The 19,844-nt window shown below is 71.3% G+C and carries 19 protein-coding genes; 3 read left to right on the top strand and 16 right to left on the bottom strand.

The features are described 5' to 3' along the window. Positions 1 to 22: 22 nt before the first annotated feature. The 8 genes from AB0M83_RS07155 to AB0M83_RS07120 are packed head-to-tail and all read right to left on the bottom strand — an operon-like array spanning position 23 to position 8,748. Positions 23 to 793 carry an SDR family oxidoreductase gene (locus AB0M83_RS07155; RefSeq protein ID WP_364513729.1) on the bottom strand — a complete coding sequence of 257 codons (771 nt, stop codon included), beginning with the start codon at positions 791 to 793 and terminating at the stop codon, positions 23 to 25. Next, positions 790 to 1,851: an alcohol dehydrogenase catalytic domain-containing protein gene (locus AB0M83_RS07150; protein WP_364513726.1), complete on the bottom strand. Its 1,062-nt coding sequence runs from the start codon at positions 1,849 to 1,851 to the stop codon at positions 790 to 792. The genes AB0M83_RS07155 and AB0M83_RS07150 overlap by 4 nt, the downstream gene beginning before the upstream one ends. After that, complete coding sequence (locus tag AB0M83_RS07145; RefSeq protein WP_364513723.1) at positions 1,848 to 2,687, bottom strand: amidohydrolase family protein; 840 nt, start codon at positions 2,685 to 2,687, stop codon at positions 1,848 to 1,850. The genes AB0M83_RS07150 and AB0M83_RS07145 overlap by 4 nt, the downstream gene beginning before the upstream one ends. Next, entirely contained in the window at positions 2,684 to 3,622 is a 939-nt protein-coding gene (locus AB0M83_RS07140; RefSeq protein WP_364513720.1) for an aldo/keto reductase, read from the bottom strand. The genes AB0M83_RS07145 and AB0M83_RS07140 overlap by 4 nt, the downstream gene beginning before the upstream one ends. Continuing rightward, the gene (locus AB0M83_RS07135) at positions 3,619 to 5,538 is read right to left on the bottom strand and encodes a hypothetical protein (RefSeq protein ID WP_364513717.1); all 1,920 of its coding nucleotides are present in this window, start codon (positions 5,536 to 5,538) and stop codon (positions 3,619 to 3,621) included. The genes AB0M83_RS07140 and AB0M83_RS07135 overlap by 4 nt, the downstream gene beginning before the upstream one ends. Before the next feature lie 3 nt (positions 5,539 to 5,541). After that, positions 5,542 to 6,477 (bottom strand): carbohydrate ABC transporter permease, encoded by a 936-nt coding sequence (locus tag AB0M83_RS07130; protein WP_364513714.1) that lies wholly within the window; start codon positions 6,475 to 6,477, stop codon positions 5,542 to 5,544. Further along, on the bottom strand, positions 6,467 to 7,384 hold the full coding sequence (locus AB0M83_RS07125; RefSeq protein WP_364513711.1) for a sugar ABC transporter permease: 918 nt from the start codon (positions 7,382 to 7,384) through the stop codon (positions 6,467 to 6,469). Before AB0M83_RS07125 ends, AB0M83_RS07130 begins: the two co-directional genes overlap by 11 nt. Next, positions 7,381 to 8,748 (bottom strand): carbohydrate ABC transporter substrate-binding protein, encoded by a 1,368-nt coding sequence (locus tag AB0M83_RS07120; protein WP_364513708.1) that lies wholly within the window; start codon positions 8,746 to 8,748, stop codon positions 7,381 to 7,383. The genes AB0M83_RS07125 and AB0M83_RS07120 overlap by 4 nt, the downstream gene beginning before the upstream one ends. A 229-nt stretch (positions 8,749 to 8,977) precedes the next feature. On the opposite strand from AB0M83_RS07120, the gene AB0M83_RS07115 reads away from it, so the two are divergent. Then, a complete protein-coding gene (locus AB0M83_RS07115) occupies positions 8,978 to 9,733 on the top strand; it encodes an FCD domain-containing protein (protein ID WP_364513706.1) in 756 nt (251 codons plus the stop codon). A gap of 57 nt (positions 9,734 to 9,790) precedes the next feature. Here the strand turns inward: AB0M83_RS07115 and AB0M83_RS07110 are convergent, their stop codons facing one another. The 3 genes from AB0M83_RS07110 to AB0M83_RS07100 all read right to left on the bottom strand — a co-directional run bounded on the left by AB0M83_RS07110 (position 9,791) and on the right by AB0M83_RS07100 (position 11,663). Further along, on the bottom strand, positions 9,791 to 10,636 hold the full coding sequence (locus tag AB0M83_RS07110; RefSeq protein ID WP_364513703.1) for an SAM-dependent methyltransferase: 846 nt from the start codon (positions 10,634 to 10,636) through the stop codon (positions 9,791 to 9,793). Between the two features lie 118 nt (positions 10,637 to 10,754). Then, positions 10,755 to 11,066 carry a hypothetical protein gene (locus AB0M83_RS07105; protein ID WP_364513701.1) on the bottom strand — a complete coding sequence of 104 codons (312 nt, stop codon included), beginning with the start codon at positions 11,064 to 11,066 and terminating at the stop codon, positions 10,755 to 10,757. Between the two features lie 9 nt (positions 11,067 to 11,075). Further along, entirely contained in the window at positions 11,076 to 11,663 is a 588-nt protein-coding gene (locus AB0M83_RS07100; protein ID WP_364513698.1) for a TetR/AcrR family transcriptional regulator, read from the bottom strand. A gap of 83 nt (positions 11,664 to 11,746) precedes the next feature. On the opposite strand from AB0M83_RS07100, the gene AB0M83_RS07095 reads away from it, so the two are divergent. Beyond that, a complete protein-coding gene (locus tag AB0M83_RS07095) occupies positions 11,747 to 12,673 on the top strand; it encodes an alpha/beta hydrolase (RefSeq protein ID WP_364513695.1) in 927 nt (308 codons plus the stop codon). Between the two features lie 129 nt (positions 12,674 to 12,802). Here the strand turns inward: AB0M83_RS07095 and AB0M83_RS07090 are convergent, their stop codons facing one another. After that, positions 12,803 to 13,657 (bottom strand): SDR family NAD(P)-dependent oxidoreductase, encoded by an 855-nt coding sequence (locus AB0M83_RS07090; RefSeq protein WP_364513693.1) that lies wholly within the window; start codon positions 13,655 to 13,657, stop codon positions 12,803 to 12,805. 101 nt (positions 13,658 to 13,758) lie between these two features. On the opposite strand from AB0M83_RS07090, the gene AB0M83_RS07085 reads away from it, so the two are divergent. Further along, entirely contained in the window at positions 13,759 to 14,589 is an 831-nt protein-coding gene (locus AB0M83_RS07085; RefSeq protein WP_364513690.1) for a helix-turn-helix transcriptional regulator, read from the top strand. Positions 14,590 to 15,097: 508 nt separating this feature from the next. Here the strand turns inward: AB0M83_RS07085 and AB0M83_RS07080 are convergent. From AB0M83_RS07080 to ilvD, 4 genes are read right to left on the bottom strand one after another with little or no spacing between them, the layout of a single operon-like run. After that, the gene (locus tag AB0M83_RS07080; RefSeq protein ID WP_364513687.1) at positions 15,098 to 15,529 is read right to left on the bottom strand and encodes a DUF126 domain-containing protein; all 432 of its coding nucleotides are present in this window, start codon (positions 15,527 to 15,529) and stop codon (positions 15,098 to 15,100) included. Continuing rightward, positions 15,526 to 16,803 carry an aconitase X catalytic domain-containing protein gene (locus AB0M83_RS07075; protein WP_364513684.1) on the bottom strand — a complete coding sequence of 426 codons (1,278 nt, stop codon included), beginning with the start codon at positions 16,801 to 16,803 and terminating at the stop codon, positions 15,526 to 15,528. Before AB0M83_RS07075 ends, AB0M83_RS07080 begins: the two co-directional genes overlap by 4 nt. Beyond that, positions 16,800 to 18,140, bottom strand: coding sequence for an MFS transporter (locus AB0M83_RS07070; RefSeq protein ID WP_364513681.1), 1,341 nt, complete (start codon positions 18,138 to 18,140; stop codon positions 16,800 to 16,802). Before AB0M83_RS07070 ends, AB0M83_RS07075 begins: the two co-directional genes overlap by 4 nt. 56 nt (positions 18,141 to 18,196) lie before the next feature. Beyond that, positions 18,197 to 19,843 carry a dihydroxy-acid dehydratase gene (gene ilvD, locus AB0M83_RS07065; RefSeq protein ID WP_364513679.1) on the bottom strand — a complete coding sequence of 549 codons (1,647 nt, stop codon included), beginning with the start codon at positions 19,841 to 19,843 and terminating at the stop codon, positions 18,197 to 18,199. Position 19,844 lies beyond the last annotated feature (1 nt).

Genomic DNA, 19,844 nt, shown 5'->3' with positions numbered 1-19,844 from the left:
GGTGGGGAAACGGGAAGCGGCCTCAGCGGCCCAGCCAGCCGCCGTCGACGGGGACCAGTGCGCCGTGCACGTAGTCCGACGCCGCCGACGCCAGGAAGACGGCGATGCCGCCGAAGTCCTCGGGCCGCGCCCAGCGGCCGGCCGGGATGCGGTCGAGGATCGCGGCGAAGCGGCCGGGATCCGCTCGCAGCGCCCGGGTGTTGTCGGTTTCGACGTAGCCGGGGACGATCGCGTTGACGTTCACGCCGCGTCCCGCCCATTCGTTGGCCAAAGCGCGGGTGAGTCCGGCGATGCCCGATTTCGCCGCGGCGTACCCGGGAACGTTGATGCCGCCTTGAAAACTCAAGAGCGAAGCGGTGAACACGATCTTGCCCCGGCCGCGCTCGAGCATGCGTCGGCCGACCTCCCGGGTGAGGGTGAACTGGCTGGAGAGGTCGACGGTGAGGACGCGGTCCCAGTCGGCGTCGGGGTGTTCGGCGGCCGGGGCCCGGGCGATGGTGCCCGCGTTGTTGACGAGGATGTCGACCGGGCGCCCGAGATCCGCGAGGGTGTCCGCCAGCTCCGCGACGGCGGCCCGGTCGGCGAAGTCGGCGCTCAGCGCGGTGCAGGTGCGGCCGAGCGCGGTGACGCGCTTTGCGACCTCGCTGCCCGAAGGCTCCTGCTGGGCGCTGACGGCCACGATGTCCGCGCCGGCGGCGGCCAGCGCTTCGGCGATGCCGAGGCCGATCCCGCGGCGCGCGCCGGTGACCACCGCCAGCCGGCCGGTGAGGTCGAACGGGGAAGGCGGGGTCATCGTGCCTCCCCGGAAGCGCCGCAGTCGATGAGGACCTTCATCACGCCCGCGCCGGATTCGAGGGCCGCGAAGGCCTCGCCGGCCCGGTCGAGGGGTTCGGTCCGCGAAATCAGGGCGTCGGCCGGGATCGCGCCTTCGCCGAGGAGCCCGACCGCGGCGGTGAAGTCGTCGCGGTCGTACAGGCGGGCGCCGACCAGCGTCAGTTCACGCCAGAAGAACCGGTGGAGGTCCACTGGCCGGGGCGCCGGGTGGATGGCGACCTGGACCAGCCGGCCTCGCGTGGCCAGAGCGCCGATCGCCGTCGCCACGCCAGCTTCGGCCCCGGACACCTCGAAAGCCACCGCCGCGCCGGCCCCGCCGGTCCACTGGTCGACGGTTTCGGCGAAGTGTTCGGCACGCGGGTCGAGCGCGGTCAGGCTCAGCCCTTCCGCGACCGAGCGGCGGAACGGGTCCGGCTCGGCCAGCAGGACGACCGCGCCGGACCGGCGGGCGACGAGGGCGATGAGCAGGCCGATCGGGCCGCCACCGACCACCAAGGCCCGCTCGCCCGACTTCAGGGCGGCCCGGCGGACGTCGTGCACGGCCACCGCGACGGGCTCGACCAGCGCGGCGTGGTCGAGCCGGAGGTCGTACGGCAGCCGCACCAGGGTTTCGGCGGGGACGGTCCAGCTGCTCTGCATCGCCCCCGGCGCGTCGATGCCGAGGAACACCAGGCGGTGGCAGATGTGGGTGTGGCCGGCCCGGCAGGCCGGGCACTCGCCGCACCACCGCAAGGGCATGACCGTCACGGGATCGCCCGGCCGCCAGCCTTCGACGCCGGCACCGGCCTCCGCGACCCGCCCGGACATTTCGTGGCCCAGCACGCCGGGCGGGTGGACGCGGCTGTCCATGTCTCCGTGGTAGATGTGCAGGTCGGTGCCGCAGATCCCGGTGTAGGCCACGTCGATCCGGACGTGGCCGGGTGGCGGGGCCACGGGATCCGCCGCCTCGACGACCAGGCTCCGGCGGCCGGAGTAGGCGACCCGCCGGGTGGGCGGGTTCTGCGGTGGGGCAGTCATTCCGGGTCCTTTCGTCCTGCTTGCCCGAGGGCAGCGCGTGCGAGGTAGGTCTTCTCGGCGTTGTGGCGGAGAACGGCTTCGGCGGGGTGACCGTCGAGCGCGGTGTGGACGGCGTCCAGCCACGCCTCGTGGTCGGTGGCCAGGGTCATCACGGGCCAGTCGCTGCCGTACAGGCACCGGCCGGGCCCGAACGCGTCGAGGGCTTCCTTCAGGGCGTCGACCACCTGCGAGCGGGCAGTGCCCGGAACGGTCTCCGTGGCCAGGCCGGACAGCTTGCACCGCACGTTGCCGTGCCGGGCGAGCCGCCGCAGGTCCTGGCGCCACCGGTCGTACCCGGGCCCGCCGGGCGACGGTTTGCCGAGGTGGTCCAGGACGATGGTGGTCCGCGGGCAGGCTTCGGCCAGTGCGGTCAGTTCGGGCAGCTGGTGCGCGCGGACGCAGGCGTCGAACGGAAGCCCCGTCTCCCCCAGCAGCCGGACGCCCGCGCGGAAGTCCTTGCCCTCGAGGAAGCCCGGAGCTTCGTCCTGCACGTTGCGCCGGACGCCGACCACGAACGGGTCGCCGGCGAACCGGCTCGCCTCCTCCGGCTGCTCGAGGTCGGCGTGCGCGACGATTCCGCGGATCCACGGGTGCCGCTGCGCTTCGCGCCGGATCCACGCGATCTCGGCGGCAGCGTCCGCCGGGGTCCGCCCCGCCTCGACCACGATGACGTCGTGCCGGGCGGGAAAGTCGTCCGGGGTGAACGGCCGGTTCAGCCGGTCGACGTCGTCGAGCCACGGGTAGCGCAGCTGCCGCGGGTCCCAGAAGTGCACGTGGGAGTCGAGGACCGCGGTCACGCCGTTCCTCCCGGGTCCTGGTTTTCTGGTCGGCCGCTGGGCCACGAGCGGTCGCGGACCGGCTCGAGGCACTCCTCGACGGCGCGCAGCAGGTCGTCGTCGACCGGCTCGGTGAGCCAGCGGACGTCCCGGCGCACCTCCTCCGGGTCGGCCGCACCGACCAGCGTCGAGGCGAAACCGCCGGTGTTCACCGCGAACTGGAGGGCGACCCGCGCGAGTTCTTCGCCCCGGTCCCGGCACAACGCGGCGGCCTCCGCGCACCGCCGGAGGATGTCTTCCGGTGCGGGGTGCCAGGACGGCGCCCCGCGGTTGGTGAGGGCCCCCATCGACAGCGGGGACGCGGTGATCACGGCGGTGCCGTGGCGCGCGAACCGGTCCCGCCACGCGGCGAGCCGCCGGTTCTGCAGCGTGTACTGGCAGTAGGAGATGATCGTGTCGACCTGGGTGCGTTCGACGACGTGAGCGAGCGCGGGCAAGGGAAAGCCGGTCACGCCGACGGCACCGATCAGGCCGGTCTCCTGCAAGGCCCGCAGGGCGGGAATCGTTTCGTGCACGACCTGGTCGAGGTCGCCGAACTCGACGTCGTGGCATTGCACGAGGTCGAGGTGATCGGTGCCCAGCCGGTCGAGGCTTTCGTGCACGCTGCGGGTGACCCGGCCGGCGCTGAAGTCGAAGTCGGCTTCGCCGTACCGGCCGGCTTTGGTGCCGAGCACGTAGTCCGAGCGCTCGACACCGCGCAACGCCTTGCCCAGCACGGCTTCCGCGTTCCCGTAGAACGGGGAGACGTCGAAGAAGGTGATGCCGAGTTCGAGTGCGGTGTGGACGGCGTCGATGCCGCGTTGCTCGCCGCCGCGCGGCAGCCGGCCCAGCGGGGCCGCGCCGAACCCGAGTTCGGAGACCTCCAGCCCGGTGTCGCCGAGTGGTCCTCGTTTCATGCGTCACACTCGTCGAACGGGGTCGCGTAGGACGGCGTGCGGGCCCGCAGGGCGAGCCGCAGGGTCAGGCGGATCCGGGTGGACCGCGGCAGGTCCACGCGCAGCCACGGACCGTCGAGGTCGATCGACGCGGTCGTCACGACCGGTTCGCGGTGGCCGTAGTCGTAGAGGCCGCCGATCCAGGACGGGTCGTCGCACACGGTGAACGTCGCGCCGCGGATGTGGTGCTCGGCGAACGCCCCGGCCTGGACGATCACCGACCGCGGTGCCTCCGGGTCGAGGTTGACCAGCTCGACCACGGTCGACTCGGGGTCGATGCCGGACACCAGCGCCGCCACCGACGGGGGCAGGCCGGGGCGCCGCGCGTCCGCGTCGTGGTACCGGACGCGGGCCTGCTGCAGCCCGCCGTTGTAGACCACCTGCGGACCACCCCAGGTGAGCTGGACCAGCGCCTCGGTGACGACGGGGTTGGACTGCTGCCAGAGGTGGATGTCGGCCTCGGAGACGTCCCGGTCGCGGTAGCGCTCCATGCGGGTCAGCCGGTGCCGCACCTGGGCCTGGGCGGCGGCCAGGATGCGCTCCGGGTAGTCCGGGTTGTCCCCGGCCAGGTAGGCGAACCACGGCTCTTCGTGCCCGGCCTCCTCCTTGCTGCGGAACGGCCGCACGGTCCGCCAGTCGTGGCCGCCGGCCGCGCGCAGCCGCTCGAGGCGTTCGCGGTCTTCGGCTGCGGCCGTGTGGTGCCAGAGCGCGACCGGGACACCCATCAGCATCGGGTTGTAGTCGAACCAGCCCCGGTCGTCGTACCGGAAGGGAACGTGCAGTGTCGGGGTGTCGACGTCTTCGCGCAGCTGCACCGACCACTTGGAGCCGAGACTGGAGTCGGCTTCGGTGAAGGCCATCACCTTGCCGTGGCCGATGAGTTCGTCCAGTGCCGGGCGCACCAGGTCGGTGAACGTCTCGTCGCCGGTGGCGAGCGCGGCCGACAACGCGGCGACGACGGCCGCGTGCCCGACGCTGTACCAGCCGTGCGGCCACGACCAGCCGTAGTGCCCGCCGTACCAGCGGCCCTCCAGCAGCCCGCCCACGGTGCCGTCGGGCGCGACGTTGTCGGGGAGGATGCCGTTGTTGGCCGCGGCGCGGTCCCGCCAGGCGCCGACGTATTCGGCGAGCCAGTCGCGGTAGCGCTGGTCGCCGGACAGCAGCAGCGCGTTGAAGACGAGCCCGGAGGCGGCCAGGTTGACCGCGGTGTCGCCGGTGCCCGTCCGGCGCCGCATCTGCTCGCCGAGCCGCGGGTCGCGCTCCCGCGGCGGTTCCTCGGCGTCCGGGGGCAGCAGCCACTCCAGCGGGAAGCCGTACGTCTCGGCTTCCCGGGGCAGCCACGGGTACGAGCCGCCGTCGAAGAGGCCGTCGCGCGCCGGGTCGCTGCCGTTGTGGGGACGGCGGATGATGCGGTGCGCGGGGTCGTAGTTGCCGTGGGCGGGGTCGACGTAGAGCTCCGCGAACCGCAGGGCGCGCTCGCGCCACCGCTCGGGCGCGGCCATGCACAGGAAGTACAGCAGCAGCAGGCTTTCGCCCTGGTGGAACCAGTCGTAGCCGCGTTCGTACTCGTCGTGCAGCATGCCGAGTTCGGTCAGCTGCCGGGTGACGCCCTCCCAGTGCCGCTCGGACTCGGCGAGCAGGTCGCCGGCGCCGCCGAGCAGGTAGAGCTGAGGCCAGTTGAAGAACGTTTCGTAGAAGTCGTCGACGCCGTCGCGGGTGGTGAGCTCGCCTTCGTAGGCCAGCCGTCCGTCCGGGCCGGTGAAGTCGCGGGCGAACCGGCGCCACGCCCGGTCGAGCAGGGCAAAGAGCTCGCGCTCGGCGATCGCCCAGCCCGGTGGTTCGAGCAGGGGTACCGAGGCCGTGATGACGGGATACATCCGTTACTCCTTGGTCGCGCCGGCCAGCATCCCGGCGACCAGGAAACGCTGGGAGAAGAGGAAGACCACGAGGACCGGCGTGATCGCCAGCAAGGTGGCCAGGGCCAGTTCCGGCCGCTCCACGGCCGTCGTGCCGACCGTCGGGTTGAACTGGGGAACCGAGTTCAGCAACGTGCCCAGGCCCACCTGGACCGGGAACTGGCCGCTTTCCGGCAGCAGGACGTAGGGCAGGAAGTAGTTGGTCCAGTTGGCCACGAAGCTGAAGAAGCCGACGAGCGCGACGATCGGCGTGGCCAGCGGCAGGGCGACGTGGCGGAACACGCCGAACGACGAGCAGCCGTCGAGCTTCGCCGCCGCGATGAGGTCCCGGGGTACCGCGGTGCTGAAGTAGATGTAGGTCAGGTACACGCCGAACGGGTAGAACGAGTACGGCAGGATGATCGACCACATCGAGCCGATCAGGTGCACGGCGTTCACCTCGAGGAACAACGGCACGACGAGGGTCGCGTTCGGCATCAGCATCACGACCAGCGTCGCGACCAGCAGCGTGCGCCGGCCGCGGAACTCGGTCATCGCGAGGGCGTAGCCGGCCGGGATCGCCACGCACAGCGTGATCGCGAGCGCCACGAAGGAATACAGCGCGGAGTTGCCCAGCCAGAGGAAGATCGCGTTGTCCTGGAAGGACGTGAGCGCGGTCCAGTTGTCCGCCAGCGCGTGCCACGAGCCGAAGGACAGCGGGTTGCCGTGCACGAGCTGGTCGTCGGTCTTCGTGGCCGCCAGCAGGAGCCACCCCACCGGGAGCACGAAGAACACCAGGAACAGCACGAGCACCAGGGCCGCGAGCGGGTTCGGCAGCTTCCGGGTGCCGCGCCGCCGCGGCGGGGCCGGGCGGCGCAGCGACTCGTTCGCCGGCGCGGGAACGCGGGTGTCAGTCGGCATCGAAGAACCCCGATCGGGCCACGAACACGCCGGCGACGACGAGCCCGACCACCAGCAGCTCCACCGAGATCGCCGCGGCCGTGTTCACGTTGTTGTTCTGGAAGGCGAAGTCGTAGGACAGCTGGTTGAGCGAGTAGTCCCGGCCGGCGACGCCGACGCTCGCCTGCGAGAGCAGCTGCGGTTCGACGAACAGCTGGGTGCCGCCGGCGAACGCCAGGATGACCATGTAGACGATCCACTTGCGCAGCAACGGGATCTGGATGCGCCACGCCGTCTGCCACACGCTCGCGCCGTCGATCCGGGCCGCCTCCAGCAGATCGGGCGGGATGTTGTTCAGGGCGCCGTACATCACCACGATCCAGCCGCCCGCCCCGGTCCAGAACGCGATCAGCGTGAACAGGACCGGGAGGTGGTCCGGCGCGACGACCTCGCCGAAGGTGTCGAACCCGAACGCGCGCAGCAGCGCGCTCACCGGGCTCACCGACGGGTCCAGCATGAACAGCCACACCAGCACGCTCGCGGCCCCGGCCAGCGCACCCGGGATGTAGTACAGGAAGCGCAGCGCCTTGCTGGTCCCGCTCGAGGTCAGGCGGTGCAGCAGCAGCGCGAGCCCGACGACGAACACGACCAGGGAGACCAGCCAGCACACCAGGTAGAGCGCCACGTGCCCGACGGCGGAGAAGAACCGGAAGTCCGTGGCGGCTTCGACGAAGTTGGAGAAGCCGGTGAAGTTGTCCCCCGCGTCGGTGAAGGCGAAGTACACCGCGTACACCGTGGGCACGACGCCGAAGGCGATCAGCAGGACGACGTAGGCGGCGACGAACAGGTGACCGGCCCGGCCCGGCCAGAACACCCGTCGCCGCGACGGGGTCCCGGCCGGCCGGGTGGCCGGGGTGGCGGTGGTCACTGGCTGACCTCGTACCCGTTGGACCGCGCGTAGTTCGTGATCGCGGTCTGCCATTCGGGCAGCATCGAGACGATCGTCTTGCCGGCGGTCAGCCCCGGTGTCACGGTCGACGCCCAGATCGCCTCCTGGCTGAACTGGCCGTAGCCCCACCCCGGCCACACCTGCGGGGCGGCGGCTTGCAGCGGGGCCGCGACGTCGTTGGCGTAGTACTTGCTCGAGGACTGCTTCGCCAGCCAGGTCTTCGCCGCCGCCGCGTAGGCGGGGTACCCCGGCGACACCTTGCCCTGGTACTCGTCCGAAGTGGTGACCCAGGTGAGGAAGTCGGTGGCGTCCTTGAGGTTGGCGCTGTGGGCGGACAGCAGCCAGGTGCCGCCGCCGACGTTGCCGACCGACGGGGACGGGTCCCCGGCCCACTGCGGCAGCGGGGCCGCGGCGATCTGCCCGGCCGGGGTCTTGAACGACTCCTGGAAGACCGAGCCGCCGAACCACGACGGCCCGGGCATCATGAGGATCTTGTCCGCGGCGTTCTTGGCGAAGTCGGAGCTGAACACGCTGCTGGTCGACATCGTGCGGTTCTTGACGAGCGTGTCGAGCAGCGACGCCATCCGGGTGCAGTTCGCGCTCGTGGTGTTCACCTTGACCGATTTCGGGCCGGTGACCTCGTTGGCTCCGCACTTGGAGGCCCAGAGGTAGATCTCCGGGGTGAAGTTGTCGCCGGCCGTGCCCACGAGGTAGCCGGGGTGCTCGGTGGCGACGCGCTGGCCCAGCGCCTGGTACTCCTCCCAGGTCTTGGGCACCTGGTAGCCCCACGACTGCATCAGCGGCGCGTTGTACCAGAGGACGGTCTGGGCGAGGTCGTTGCGCAGGCAGTACAGCGTGCCCTCGACCGTGCACGGGTCATTGGCGCCGGCGGTCCAGCCGCTCAGGGTGGCCTCCGGGATCTGGCCCTTGTTCAGCGGCGCCGTGAACCCGGCCTGCACCGCCCAGGTGACCTCGTTGTTCTGCGAGCTGAACACCACGTCCGGCCAGCCGCTGCGCGTGCGGTTGAACAGGCTCACCTTGGTCTGCAGGTAGTTCGAGCCGTTGGCGTCCCCGTCGTAGGTGACGATGTCCATCTGCACGGACGGGTGCTGCTTTTGGTAGAGCTGGGCCGCGGGCAGCCGCGTCGCATCGACCCAGACGGTGACCTTCCCGCCCGTCTGCTGCACCGGCTGGAACCCGCCCTGGGCCCCGCCGCCACTCCCGCCGTTGCCGCAGGCCGTGACCGCGGCGAGGACGGCCGCGACGCCGGCGACCAGGCCCGCGTACCGCCTGCGGCGCCCGGACGAGCCTCTGGCTCCGGAGGCGCGCACCTGAACTGTCATGAGGTACTCCACTTCATCGTGGGACCCGCAGGTCACACCTGACGAGGTAGCGAACACGTCAGATGTGTCGTACACATTTCTGCGGGCGGTCTCTATAGCGCCTCATCACAGCTGGTGGAGACCGCTTCGTCAAGACCTCAAGGGGAGAAAATAAGTCATACACATTGTTGTGCAGGTCGGGCAGATGTAGGGTTCATGGCACTGAGCCGGCGATGAAGGAGACGACTGGGTGGACGAGTTGCGCGCAGCAGGCGAACCCGGGCCGCCCGCGGAGGCCGCTTACCGGCCCGGGTACGAACGCGTCGCCGAGCAGATCCTCCGGCTCATCGCCGAGTCGCAGCTGCAGGCCGGTGACCGGATGCCGACGGAGAACGAACTCGCCACCCGGCTGGGTGCCTCGCGGACCGTGGTGCGCGAGGCGATCAAGATCCTTTCCGCCATCGGGCGGGTGCGCGCGCAGAAGGGGCGCGGCCTCTACGTGGCCGACGACGAGGGGATGCTCGGGTCGGCCCGCTGGTCGGGCCTCTTCCTGCCGACCGACCTGGACCACGTGTACATGCTGTTCGAGTTCCGCCGGGTCCAGGAGATGACCGCCAGCAAGCTGGCCGCCACCCGGGCCACCCCGGTCGAGCTCCGGTCGATCGAAGCGGCCGCGGAGACCTGCCGCCAGGGACACGTGACCGGCGAAGCGGCGCTGTTCGACCGCGGAGACGAAGACTTCCACCTCGGGATCGCGGCCGCGTCCCACAACCAGTTCCTCCTGGCCGCCGTCCGCGAAGTCCGGCGGCTGCAGCACCAGTCCAGCACCATCGGCCTCCACGGCACGGTGGGCGGGCACGCCGCGGAGGCGGTCGAGGAACACGCGGCGATCTACGAAGCGATCCGGGACGGGGACCCGGACGCGGCCGCCCAAGCCGCCGCGGTGCACCTCGACAACACGCTGGAGGACTACCGCCGCGAGATCCAGCGGCGCGTCTTCGGCTGAGGCCCTGCTCCCCCCGCGCCGTTGAGCACCGCCACTCTCGGCGCGTGGGGTTTCCGATCAGGGCTTTCGGGCCACTGCCCCGGCGATGAGCCGCTGCGCCGGGTTGAGCGGCGTGAGGCTCGGCCCGTCCGGCCACCAGTTCGCCAGCAGCACCACGCCCGGCTCCACCAGTTCCAAACCGGTGAGCAGTTCCCGGATCTCGCTCTCGGTCCGGGCGGTCGCCCCGCCCAGGGAGCCCTTCGCGATGGCCTCCTGGAAGGCCGCCATCGTGTCGTGGTCGCCGCCCTCACCCGGGTCGAACAGGTGCGACAGCGCGACGTAGGAGCCGGACGGCAGCGCCTCGACGTACTCGCGCATGATCTCGGCCGGGCGGTGCCGGTCACCCTGGTGGTGGTGCAGCGTCGCGACGAACATCAGCGCGATCGGCCGCGACCAGTCCAGGTGCTGCCGCACCGTGTCGTGCTCGAGGATCGACTTCGGCTCGAAGATGTCGCCCGCGATGAACCGCGTCCGGTCGTTCTCTTCCAGCAGCGCCCGGCCGTGCGCGACCACGACCGGGTCGTTGTCGACGTAGACGACCTTCGACAGCTTCTCCACGCGCTGGACGACCTGGTGGACGTTCTCCGTGGTCGGCAGACCCGACCCGCAGTCGAGGTACTGCTCGACGCCGGCGCGCTCGGCGAGGAACCGGCACACCCGGATCAGGTACCGGCGGTTCTCGAAGGCCAGGTCCGCGACCTCGGGCATCACCTGCCGCAGCCGCTCCAGCTCGTCCCGGTCGACCTGGTAGTGGTCTTTGCCGCCCAGCACGTAGTCGTACATCCGCGCGATGCTGGCCCGGCTCGGATCCACCCCGACCGGCGCGTTCGCCCCGGCCGTCCTGACCTCGGCTGACACAACCATCTCCCTGGTCCGGCGTCGACGATCGCACTCAGGGTAATCGAACCGCCCGACTCCGTGAAGGCAACCCGGGATGTCCCCTGACCGACTCCCACCACACGTGGCGAGCCGGCCCGGCAGTTCAGCCTTCGAACGGCCTGCCTTCGCCGTCGAGCTCGGCGACCAGCTGCACCACGGTGATCCGCAGGTGGAACTTGCTGGTCATGCCCTCCAGCAGAACGAACAAAGTGTCTTCGCCTTGCCGGAACACCGACCGGCGCCGCAGTCGCCGCGGGTGAGTCGGCCGGTAGGTCATGGCGAGCTCGGCCGCGACAGCCCGGGCGTGGTCCCGGCTGTCCGCAGGCTGGATCGGGCCCACCGCCCAGACCTCCGCGCTCTGGCCGGACTGACTCTGCTCCACCATCGCGGCCCAGCGGCCCTGGTTCTCGTCCACGTCGGAATGCTACGGACTGGCGAAGTGACTCCCGGGGATGCGGGCGGCGGCCGCGGCGACGGTTGCCAGGTCGTCGCTCGAGAAGCCGGCGCGGCTCAGCACCGCCAGGGATTTGTTCGTCGCCAGCGTGCACAACGCCACCTCGGCCGCCTCCTGCTCATCGGCTCCCGCCGCCAGCAGCGCCTGCTCCAGCATCGCCCGCAACCCGCCGATCATCTCGCGGACCATCGCCTGGCCCTCCGCGTCGAGGGCCGGGATCTGCGTCGCCGACACCGTGAGCAGGCAGCCGTCCGGGACCGTCGGGTCGGCGATGCGATTGAGGGTGACCCGCAGGTAGGCGGCGACCACGGCGCTCGGGCTCGGGTGCGGGCCGGACAGCGCTTGCTCGTACAGCGGGTGGTAGGTCTGCGCGTACCGCTGGAGGCTTTTCCGGAAGAGAGTGCTCTTGTCGCCGAAGGTGCCGTACAGCGAGCTCCGGCCCAGGCCCGTCCCCTCGGTCAGGCGGTCGATCGAGGCCTCCGAATAGCCCCAGCGCCAGAAGACGTGCATCGCTCCTCGCAACGCCTCGTCCACGTCGAACTGCTTGCGGCCCGCCATGGTTCTGCAGCCTACACATCTTGCACCGATCGTTCCATCATGCGTATGGTCCCGGCATGACAAGTTGCACCGATCGTTCCAAGATGAGGCCGACGAGCTTGGGTTCGCTGCCGCTGCCCGACGGGTTCACCGACGTCTTCACCAGCCGGCTCGTGGAGCTGGACGGGCTGCGGCTGCACGCGGTCACCGGCGGGGACGGCCCGCCGCTGCTGCTGGTCGGCGGCTGGCCCCAGACCTGGTACGCCTGGCGGGAAGTGATGCCGGCGCTCGCCCGCGAGCACACCATCGTCGCCGTCGACTCGCGCGGCGCCGGGCTCTCCGGCAAGCCCGACGACGGTTACGACGCCGGCACGCTGGCCGCCGATCTGGTCGCGCTGATGGCCGCGCTCGGGCACGACCGGTTCGACGTGGCCGGCCACGACATCGGCATGTGGACCGGATACGCCCTCGCGGCCGATCACCCCGGGCGGGTCGGCCGGCTCGCCGTCGTCGACGCCATCATCCCCGGTCTCACGCCGACCCCGTCGGTCTTCGGCCCGGCCGCGGTCAACCAGCGGCTCTGGCACTTCGGCTTCAACCGGCTCACCGACCTCAACGAGGAACTGGTCCGAGGTCGGGAGCGGCTGTTCTTCGGCTACCAGTTCGCCAAGAAGGCCGCCACGCCGGACGCGATTCCCGCGTATGCCGTCGACGTCTACGTCGATGCGATCGTCGCGGATCCTCGCGGGCTGCGGGCGAGCTTCGGGTACTACCGGGCGCTGGACGAGACGATCGCGCAGAACGAACAGCGCCGGAAGACCCGGCTGACACTGCCGGTGCTGGCCATCGGCGGCGCGCAGTACAGCGGCGCACTGGTGGCCGAAACGATGCGGCTCGCGGCCGACGACGTCACCGAGGTGATTCTCGAGAACTGCGGCCATTACGCGGCCGAGGAGCAGCCGGCGCGGTTCGCCGAGATCCTGCGGGACTTCCTCGACGGCACACCGGTAGCAGGCGTGCCGCGCGGCTGACTCCTTCGCGCCGTTGAGGCGATCGATGCCGCACTCGACTTGCCGCCGGCGACGAGCAGCGCCAGCGGCAAGCCCACCTCGGCGGTTGCGTGCGTGCACCGCTCCGGGCTTTCGGGGCCGGCGCCGGACTCAGAGTCCCATCGTGTGGCGCACCATCCGGTCGAGCAGGCGATCGGAGACGAGGTGCGTCAGCCGGGTCATCACGGCGGCGTCGCGGCCGACGGTGTAGCGGGTCCGCGGCTTCCGCGCGCGGATCGCCTTCGCGACGGCGCCGGCGACGACGCTCGCGTCCAGACCGCCGGTGCCCCAGGATTCCGTGGTGGCGCGGAAGGCTTTCGTGAGTCCCGCGTAGCGGGTGCGCTGCTCCGGGGTCATGCCGGCGATCAGCCGGTCCGCCGTCGCGTTCCCGCGTTCGGTCAGCCGGGTGCGGACCGCACCGGGGATGATCACGGCGACGGCGACACCGAACGGCTCCACCTCGCGACGCAGGGAGTCGCTGATGGCTTCCATGGCGAACTTCGCGCCGGAGTAGGCGCCGAAGCCCGGCATGGCGACCTTCCCGCCGGTGGAGCCGATGGTGACGATGCGGCCCTTGCTCCGCAGCAGAGCGGGCATGAGCGCCTGGATGACCGCCACCTGACCGAACACGGAGACGTCGAACTGCCGACGCCAGCCGGACAGCGGCAGCGCCTCGATCGGGGCGTTCACCGCGATCCCGGCGTTGTTGACCACGGCGCGCAGCGGGCGGCGGTCCGCGCCGACCCGGTCGGCGAGCGCGGCCACCTGGCCCTCGTCGGTGATGTCGAGCAGCACCGGTTCGACGCCCTCGGCCTTCACCTCCGCTGCGGCTTCCTCGGTGCGGACGCCGGCGAGGGCGTGGAAGCCGTCGGCGGCCAGGCGCCGCGCGGTCGCCCGGCCGATGCCGGTACTCGCGCCGGTGACGACCACGAGTTCGGCGGGGGTGCTGGAGTTCGTCGCGTTCATGAGATCACCGTGCGCCGCGACGCACGCGGGAAACAGCCACGGCATGTCCTGGTACAGCCAATACCACCACGAAGGGGGCGCCTGGGGAGCACAATCACCGCATGGACGATCTCGGCCAAGCCCTGAGGACGTGGCGAGATCGCCTCGACCCGGCGAGCGTGGGCCTCCCGCACAAGGCACCCCGCCGGGCTCCGGGCCTCCGCCGCGAAGAACTGGCCGTCCTCGCCGGCATCTCGATCGAGTACGTCGTCCGGCTCGAGCAAGGACGCGCGGCGACGCCGTCCGCACAGGTCTGCACCGCGCTGAGCCGGGCCCTGCAGCTGTCGGACGCCGAGTACGCGCACCTCATGCGGCTGGCCGGGCACGCGGCCGACCCGCACCGCGTCCCCCGCCTGATTCCCGGCAGCGTCCGCCGCCTGCTGGACCGGCTCGAGAGCCACCCGCTCGCCGTGTACGACGCCACTTGGCAGCTGCTGCACTGGAACCCCTTGTTCGCCGCGACCTTCGGCGACCCCACGACGGTGACCGAGGACCACCGCAACCTGCTGCTCATGCAGTTCGAGGGCATGCCGAACCCAGCGCGGTTCAGCCCCGGGGAACGGGCCGCGTTCGAGGAGTCCCTCGTGGCCGACCTGCGCGCCACGACCAGCCGCTACCCCGGCGACCCGGACGTCAAGGCGCTGATCACCCGGCTGCAGCGGGCACCCCGCTTCCGGGAACTGTGGGCGGCCGCGTCGGTCGCCGAGCACCAGAGCGGGCACAAGGTGATCGAGCACCCGGAACTCGGTCCGGTCGACCTGGACTCCGACGTGCTCACCACCCAGGGCTCGAACCTCCGGGTCGTGGTCTACACACCCCGGCCGGGCACCGACGCGCGGGACAAGCTCGCCTTCCTGGCGGCGATGGGCACGCAGAACCTGACCTCCGGTTAGCCGTCAGGCTCTGGAGCCGAGCTCGGCAGGCGCGGTCCAGAACCGTCCCGAGCCGCTTCGTCGATGGCGGCTTCCCAGTGCTCCGCGAGCTGCCCGGGCCCCGCTGCTGAACCGCATCACGCATCCGCGCGTGGACCTTCCGGTCACCAGGACGAAAAGCGCATCTTGTCCGCGGCGACGCTCTGCGTGGTTCTGGCGGTTGCCATGCTCGGCGGTGCGGGTTCCGCGTCAGCCGCCCCGCCCGGGCGGGGCATTTCGGGCGGCGGCACTGTCTGCGCAAGGACCTCCGACACCATGTCCGGCTCGCACTGGCCGGGTGTCACGCTGGGGCGCGATGACTGGGCCACCACATTCACCGACTCCGGCAACCACTCGACCTACGCCGGGGTCATCTAAGTCTCCATGGCCAACCTGCACAACTACGATTGCGCCTCGGTCGACGGGTCGAGCCGGTCCCTGGTCGACGATTCGCGCCGCCGGCCGCCGATGCCCTTGGCCCGCAGGACAGTCAAGCGTTCGCGAGCCGGTCTTGGGCTCGGTGGAGGATCTCCACGAGGCCGTGGTCGGCGTCGAGGCGGAGGCGGTCGCCGGTGTGGATCGCCTCGACCGGGTCGCGGTCGAGGTCGCTCAGCGCGGGTACCCGGGTCACCACCGCGCCGAGTGCCACCTTCGTCGTCACGACCGTGAAGATCATGCCCAGCGGCGCCGTGCCCAGCAGGCGGGTCGACTGGAAGAACCCCGACCAGCCCGACGAGCCCTTCGCCCCGGGGAAGACCAGGATCTTCCCGGTGAAGCACACCCCGTGCAGCTCGTGGCGGCGCTCGATGATGGTCCCGGTGGCCGGATCGATGCCGCCCCAGCCTGAGATCGTCTCGTGCGACACCAGCGCTTCACCCTCGACGACGCCGGGCACGATCGTCCGGCCGCGCAAGACCGTCATCGCAGGTCACCTCGCCAGCGCCCGGTGACCGCGGCGTCCACGCAGTCCTCCAGGGAGCCGAACCACGCCTCGATCCCGAGGATCGCGGGCAGGTAGTGCGCCTGTTTCGCCGAGTCGGTGGCGAAGACGCGGGTGCCCGGCGGCGCGACGCGGGACATGGCCGGGCACGAGTCCGCGAGCAGCCGCCCGCCCGCCGCCTCGATCACGGCCGTGTAGCCGCTGCGGTCCGCGACTGCCTTGAGCGCGCGGGGTGTCATGATCCACAACTGCGTGCCCGAGTGCAGCCGCTTGCCGTCCAGGGCGCGGGCGGCGGCCCGGATCTGGTCGATCGACGCGTGGGGGCAGCCCAGCAGCACGAAGTCGACGTCGGTCGAGCGGCCCTGGTCGTTCAGGGTCTCGTAGACCTCGCGCCGTTCCCGAGGTCCATAGTGGACGGCGGAAGGCGGGCGGCCGGCGAAGGCCGCTTCGACCGTCGGCGCCTCGGGCGTGATCCCCGGCAGGTGGTACAGCTCGACCCCGCCGGAAGACGCGGCGGCCGCGCCGAAGTGCTTCAGATCCACCAGATCAGGCCGCGGGAACGCCCCGGTGACCACCGGGCGTTCGTCCTGGACCAGCCCGCCCGCGAAGTAGCCGAGCATGCCCCAGTCCATGAAGTCGCGGACGCCCGCGTCCACTTCGACGAGGTGCGTGCCGAACCGGTTTTCCGGCAGGTGGTTGCCCCAGCACGGGATCTTGCCGGTCAGCGACGCCGCACCGGTCGACGTCCCGCCTTCGCAGTTGGTCCGGGCGCCGAGCACGGAGTTGGCGTACACGACCGCGGACGACTCCATCCACGCGCAGTGCTCGCCGCGGACCGGGAGGTTGCCGACCTGGTACGGCGTGCAGGTGGCGAGGATGTTCACCCCGCGCCGCCCGTAGAACGCTTCGGCGTCGCTCTGCAGCTCGACGAACTCCTTCGGGTAGGGCACCACGCCGACGGAATCCGGGCCGAAACCCTGTTGCAGCTGACAGGTCGGTACCCGCATGTCCGGGATCTCGACGACGTCGTCGCAGTCGAGGTTGAGCACCGCGAACGCCTTGTTCCAGCCCCCTTCGGCCACCAGCTTCGCCTTCACCGGGGACGGCTGGGTGCTCGTCCCCGCGACGTTGCGGGTGTCGCACAGGTGCTCGGCACCCAGCGCGTCGCCGTAGCGGATGAGCAGGTCCATGGCCGCCGCGACCGCGGGCCCGTCGGCGCCGTCGCGCATGGCCTTTTCGCCGTCGGTGAGGATCACGGCGCGACCTCCTGCCGGGCGGCCGCCGGGACGGGGTCGGCGACGCCGTTGGTCTCCGGGCCCCGGCGCACGGCCTCGAACATCAGCAGGCCGCCGAAGACGATCAACGCGATCGGGGTGAACTCGTAAGGCATGATCGAGCTGAGCGCCAGCAGCCAGAAGGTGTAGAGCCCGGGCAGGATCAGCCCGAACATGTAGCCGATGCCGTACCCGCTCGCCCGCACGGATGCCGGGAACCGCTCGTTGAGGTACACCAGGATGACGCCGAGCGGCGCGGACGGCAGGACCTTCGCCACCACGGCGATCAGCCCGATCACCCACGTCGGCGCCCCGGCCCGGCCGGCCACCGCGAGCACCGCGAACGCGCCGCCCACGACGAACGTGAGCACCAGCGCCCAGCGCATCAGCAGCGCGCGCCTGCCGATCCGCTGGCCGACCGCGGCGAGCACCAGGATCAGGACGATCGTGAGGACCGAGCTGATGATCTCGACCGTGGAGGACATCCGCGGGCTCTGGTCCAGCACCTGCACCAGCAGGGTCGGCAGGAACGACACCGACATCTGGGTGGCGAACCAGTACCCGCAGGTGAACAGGAAGACGCTGAAGAACAGCGCGCGGTGCGTGGTGAACAGCTCCGCCACCGGCTGCCGCCCCGTGCGGCGCCCCCGGAACACCGAGTCGTCTTCCTTCACGCCGCGGTAGTGCCACAGGTACACCAGGCCGAGCACGAACCCGAGGAAGAACGGGATCCGCCAGCCCCAGGACAGGAAACCGCCGTGCGGCAGGACGTCGAGCAGGCCGAGCAGGAGCAGGTTGATCACCAGGAACGAGCCGGGCGCGCCGACGCCGATGAGCCCGCCGACCCGGCCGCGCCGCGCGGGCTTCGCCTGTTCCAGCGCGAGCGGCATCGGTGCGGCGTAGCCGCCGGCGAGGAAGATCCCGCCGATCAGCCGCAGCACGGCGAACACGGCGATCGCGCCGTAGTTCCACACCGCGTAGCCCGGCAGCAGCCCGATGAGCAGGGTGACGATCGTGAAGCCCCAGCCGCTGATCATGGTGACGGGTTTGCGGCCGATCCGGTCGGACAGGTTGCCGAAGATGACGCTGCCGATCGGCCGCGCGAGCAGGCCGACCGTGAACAGCAGGGTGGTGAACGTCGCGCGGATCTCCGGCGACAGGTTCGCGGGCATGAAGTACGCCATGGCGGCCGGCAGCACGAGCGCGGGCAGGTAGACGTCGAAGCTGTCGACGAACATCGAGAACGCGCCGCCGCGGGCGGAGCGCCGTTCGTCGGCCTCGGTGATGACGGTGGACGGGGGGACTTCGGGCAGCGCCATTGCGGCCTCCGGGTCGTGGGGGTGCCTTGGTCGGGGGGTGCGGAGGGGCTCTCGTGTCAAGGACGCAGCACGGCTCCCTGGCCGAGGGGGCGCACGGTGCGCCGGTAGACCGACAACCAGCCGGTCTCGTGGTGGTCCGTGACGGGCTGCGGCTTTCGCGCGGCGAGTTCGCCGGGCTCGACGCGCAGTTCGCAGACCCGTCCGGGCAGGTCGATGTGGACGGTGTCGCCGTCGCGGACGAGGGACAGCGGACCGCCGTCGGCGGCTTCGGGACGGACCTCGCCGACGACGATGCCGCGGTTGACGAGCCCGGACAGCTGGCCGTCGGTGACCACCGCGACCTGGCCGGTGAGCCCGGCGCGGTCGAGGGCGAAGACGATCTGCGACGCCATGCCCATGCCGGGCCGGCCCCGCGGTCCGAGCCCGCGGACGACCACGACGTCGCCCACGGTGATCTTTCCGTCCGCCAGCGCGGCGACCGCGTCCTCTTGGCTTTCGAAACACCGTGCGGGGCCGGTGAACGCGGCCGGGCGCTCGTCGCCGACCGCGAGCTTGACGATCCCGCCGTCGGGGGTAAGCGAACCGCGCAGGACCACGAGCAACGGCTCGGCGGTGAACGGCCGATCGGCCGGGCGGATGATCTCCGGGTCCGCGACCTCGGCCGCGGCGACGTTGTCGCCCACCGTGGAGCCGCTGACGGTCGTCGGCGCCGGGTCGATCAGGTCGCCGAGCTGTTTCAGCACCGCCCGCGCGCCGCCCGCGGCCTCGAACTGTTCGATGAGGTGCGGTCCGTTCGGCCGGACCGCCGCCACCACCGGGGTGTCCGCGCCGAGCTCGGCGTAGAGGCCGAGGACGTCGACGTCCACATCGGACTCTTCGGCCACCGCCTGCAGGTGCTTCACGGTGTTGATCGAGGCGCCCACCGCGAGGGCCACGCGGACGGCGTTGCCGAACGCGGCGGCCGTCATGATCCGGCGGGGGCGCAGGTCCTCCTCCACCATCCGCACGATGCGCGCCGCGGCGGCGTCGGCCGCGGCCCACATCGACGTCGAGTTCGCCGCGACGGGGGTGGTTCCCGGCAGCGCCATGCCGAGTGCTTCGGCGACGACGTGCATCGAGTTGGCGGTCCCCATGCCGGGACAAACGCCGGGGCCGCCGACGGCACCGTCGCTCATCTCGGTCAGCTCGTCCACAGTGGACTTGCCGCAGGCGTGGAGGAAGACGTCCTCGATGTCGCAGTGGCCGCCGCGGAAGCAGCCGCTGGGCTGGTAGCCGCAGGCCACGAGCAGGGTCGGGAGGTCCAGCCGCCCGGCGGCCATCAGCTGGGCCGGTGCGGTCTTGTCGCAGCTGGCCAGGCAGACCATGCCGTCCAGCTGCGCGCCCTCGACGCTGACTTCGATGTCGTTCACGATGAGGTCCCGCGCCGAGAGGATGTACCCGCCGCCGTGCCCGGCCGAGTGGATGAAGTCGCTCGGCGCGGTCGTGCGCACCTCGAACGCCAGTCCGCCGGCGGCCGCGATCCCCTGCTTGACCCGCGCCGCGATCGCGTCGAGGTGGCTGAAGCAGATCGCCAGATCCGACGAAGAGTTGACGACGGCGATCTTCGGCTTGCGGAGGTCTTCGTCGGTGAGCCCGAGTGCGCGCCACTGCGCGCGGCGGGTCGCCCAGCGGACCGAGCCGGGCGGGAAGTCGCTGCGGACCATC

The sequence above is a fragment of the Amycolatopsis sp. NPDC051106 genome, assembly GCF_040682775.1.
GTDB lineage: Bacteria > Actinomycetota > Actinomycetes > Mycobacteriales > Pseudonocardiaceae > Amycolatopsis.
Note: the sequence above shows the minus strand (reverse complement) of the source record. Positions and strands in the feature narration are given on the sequence as shown.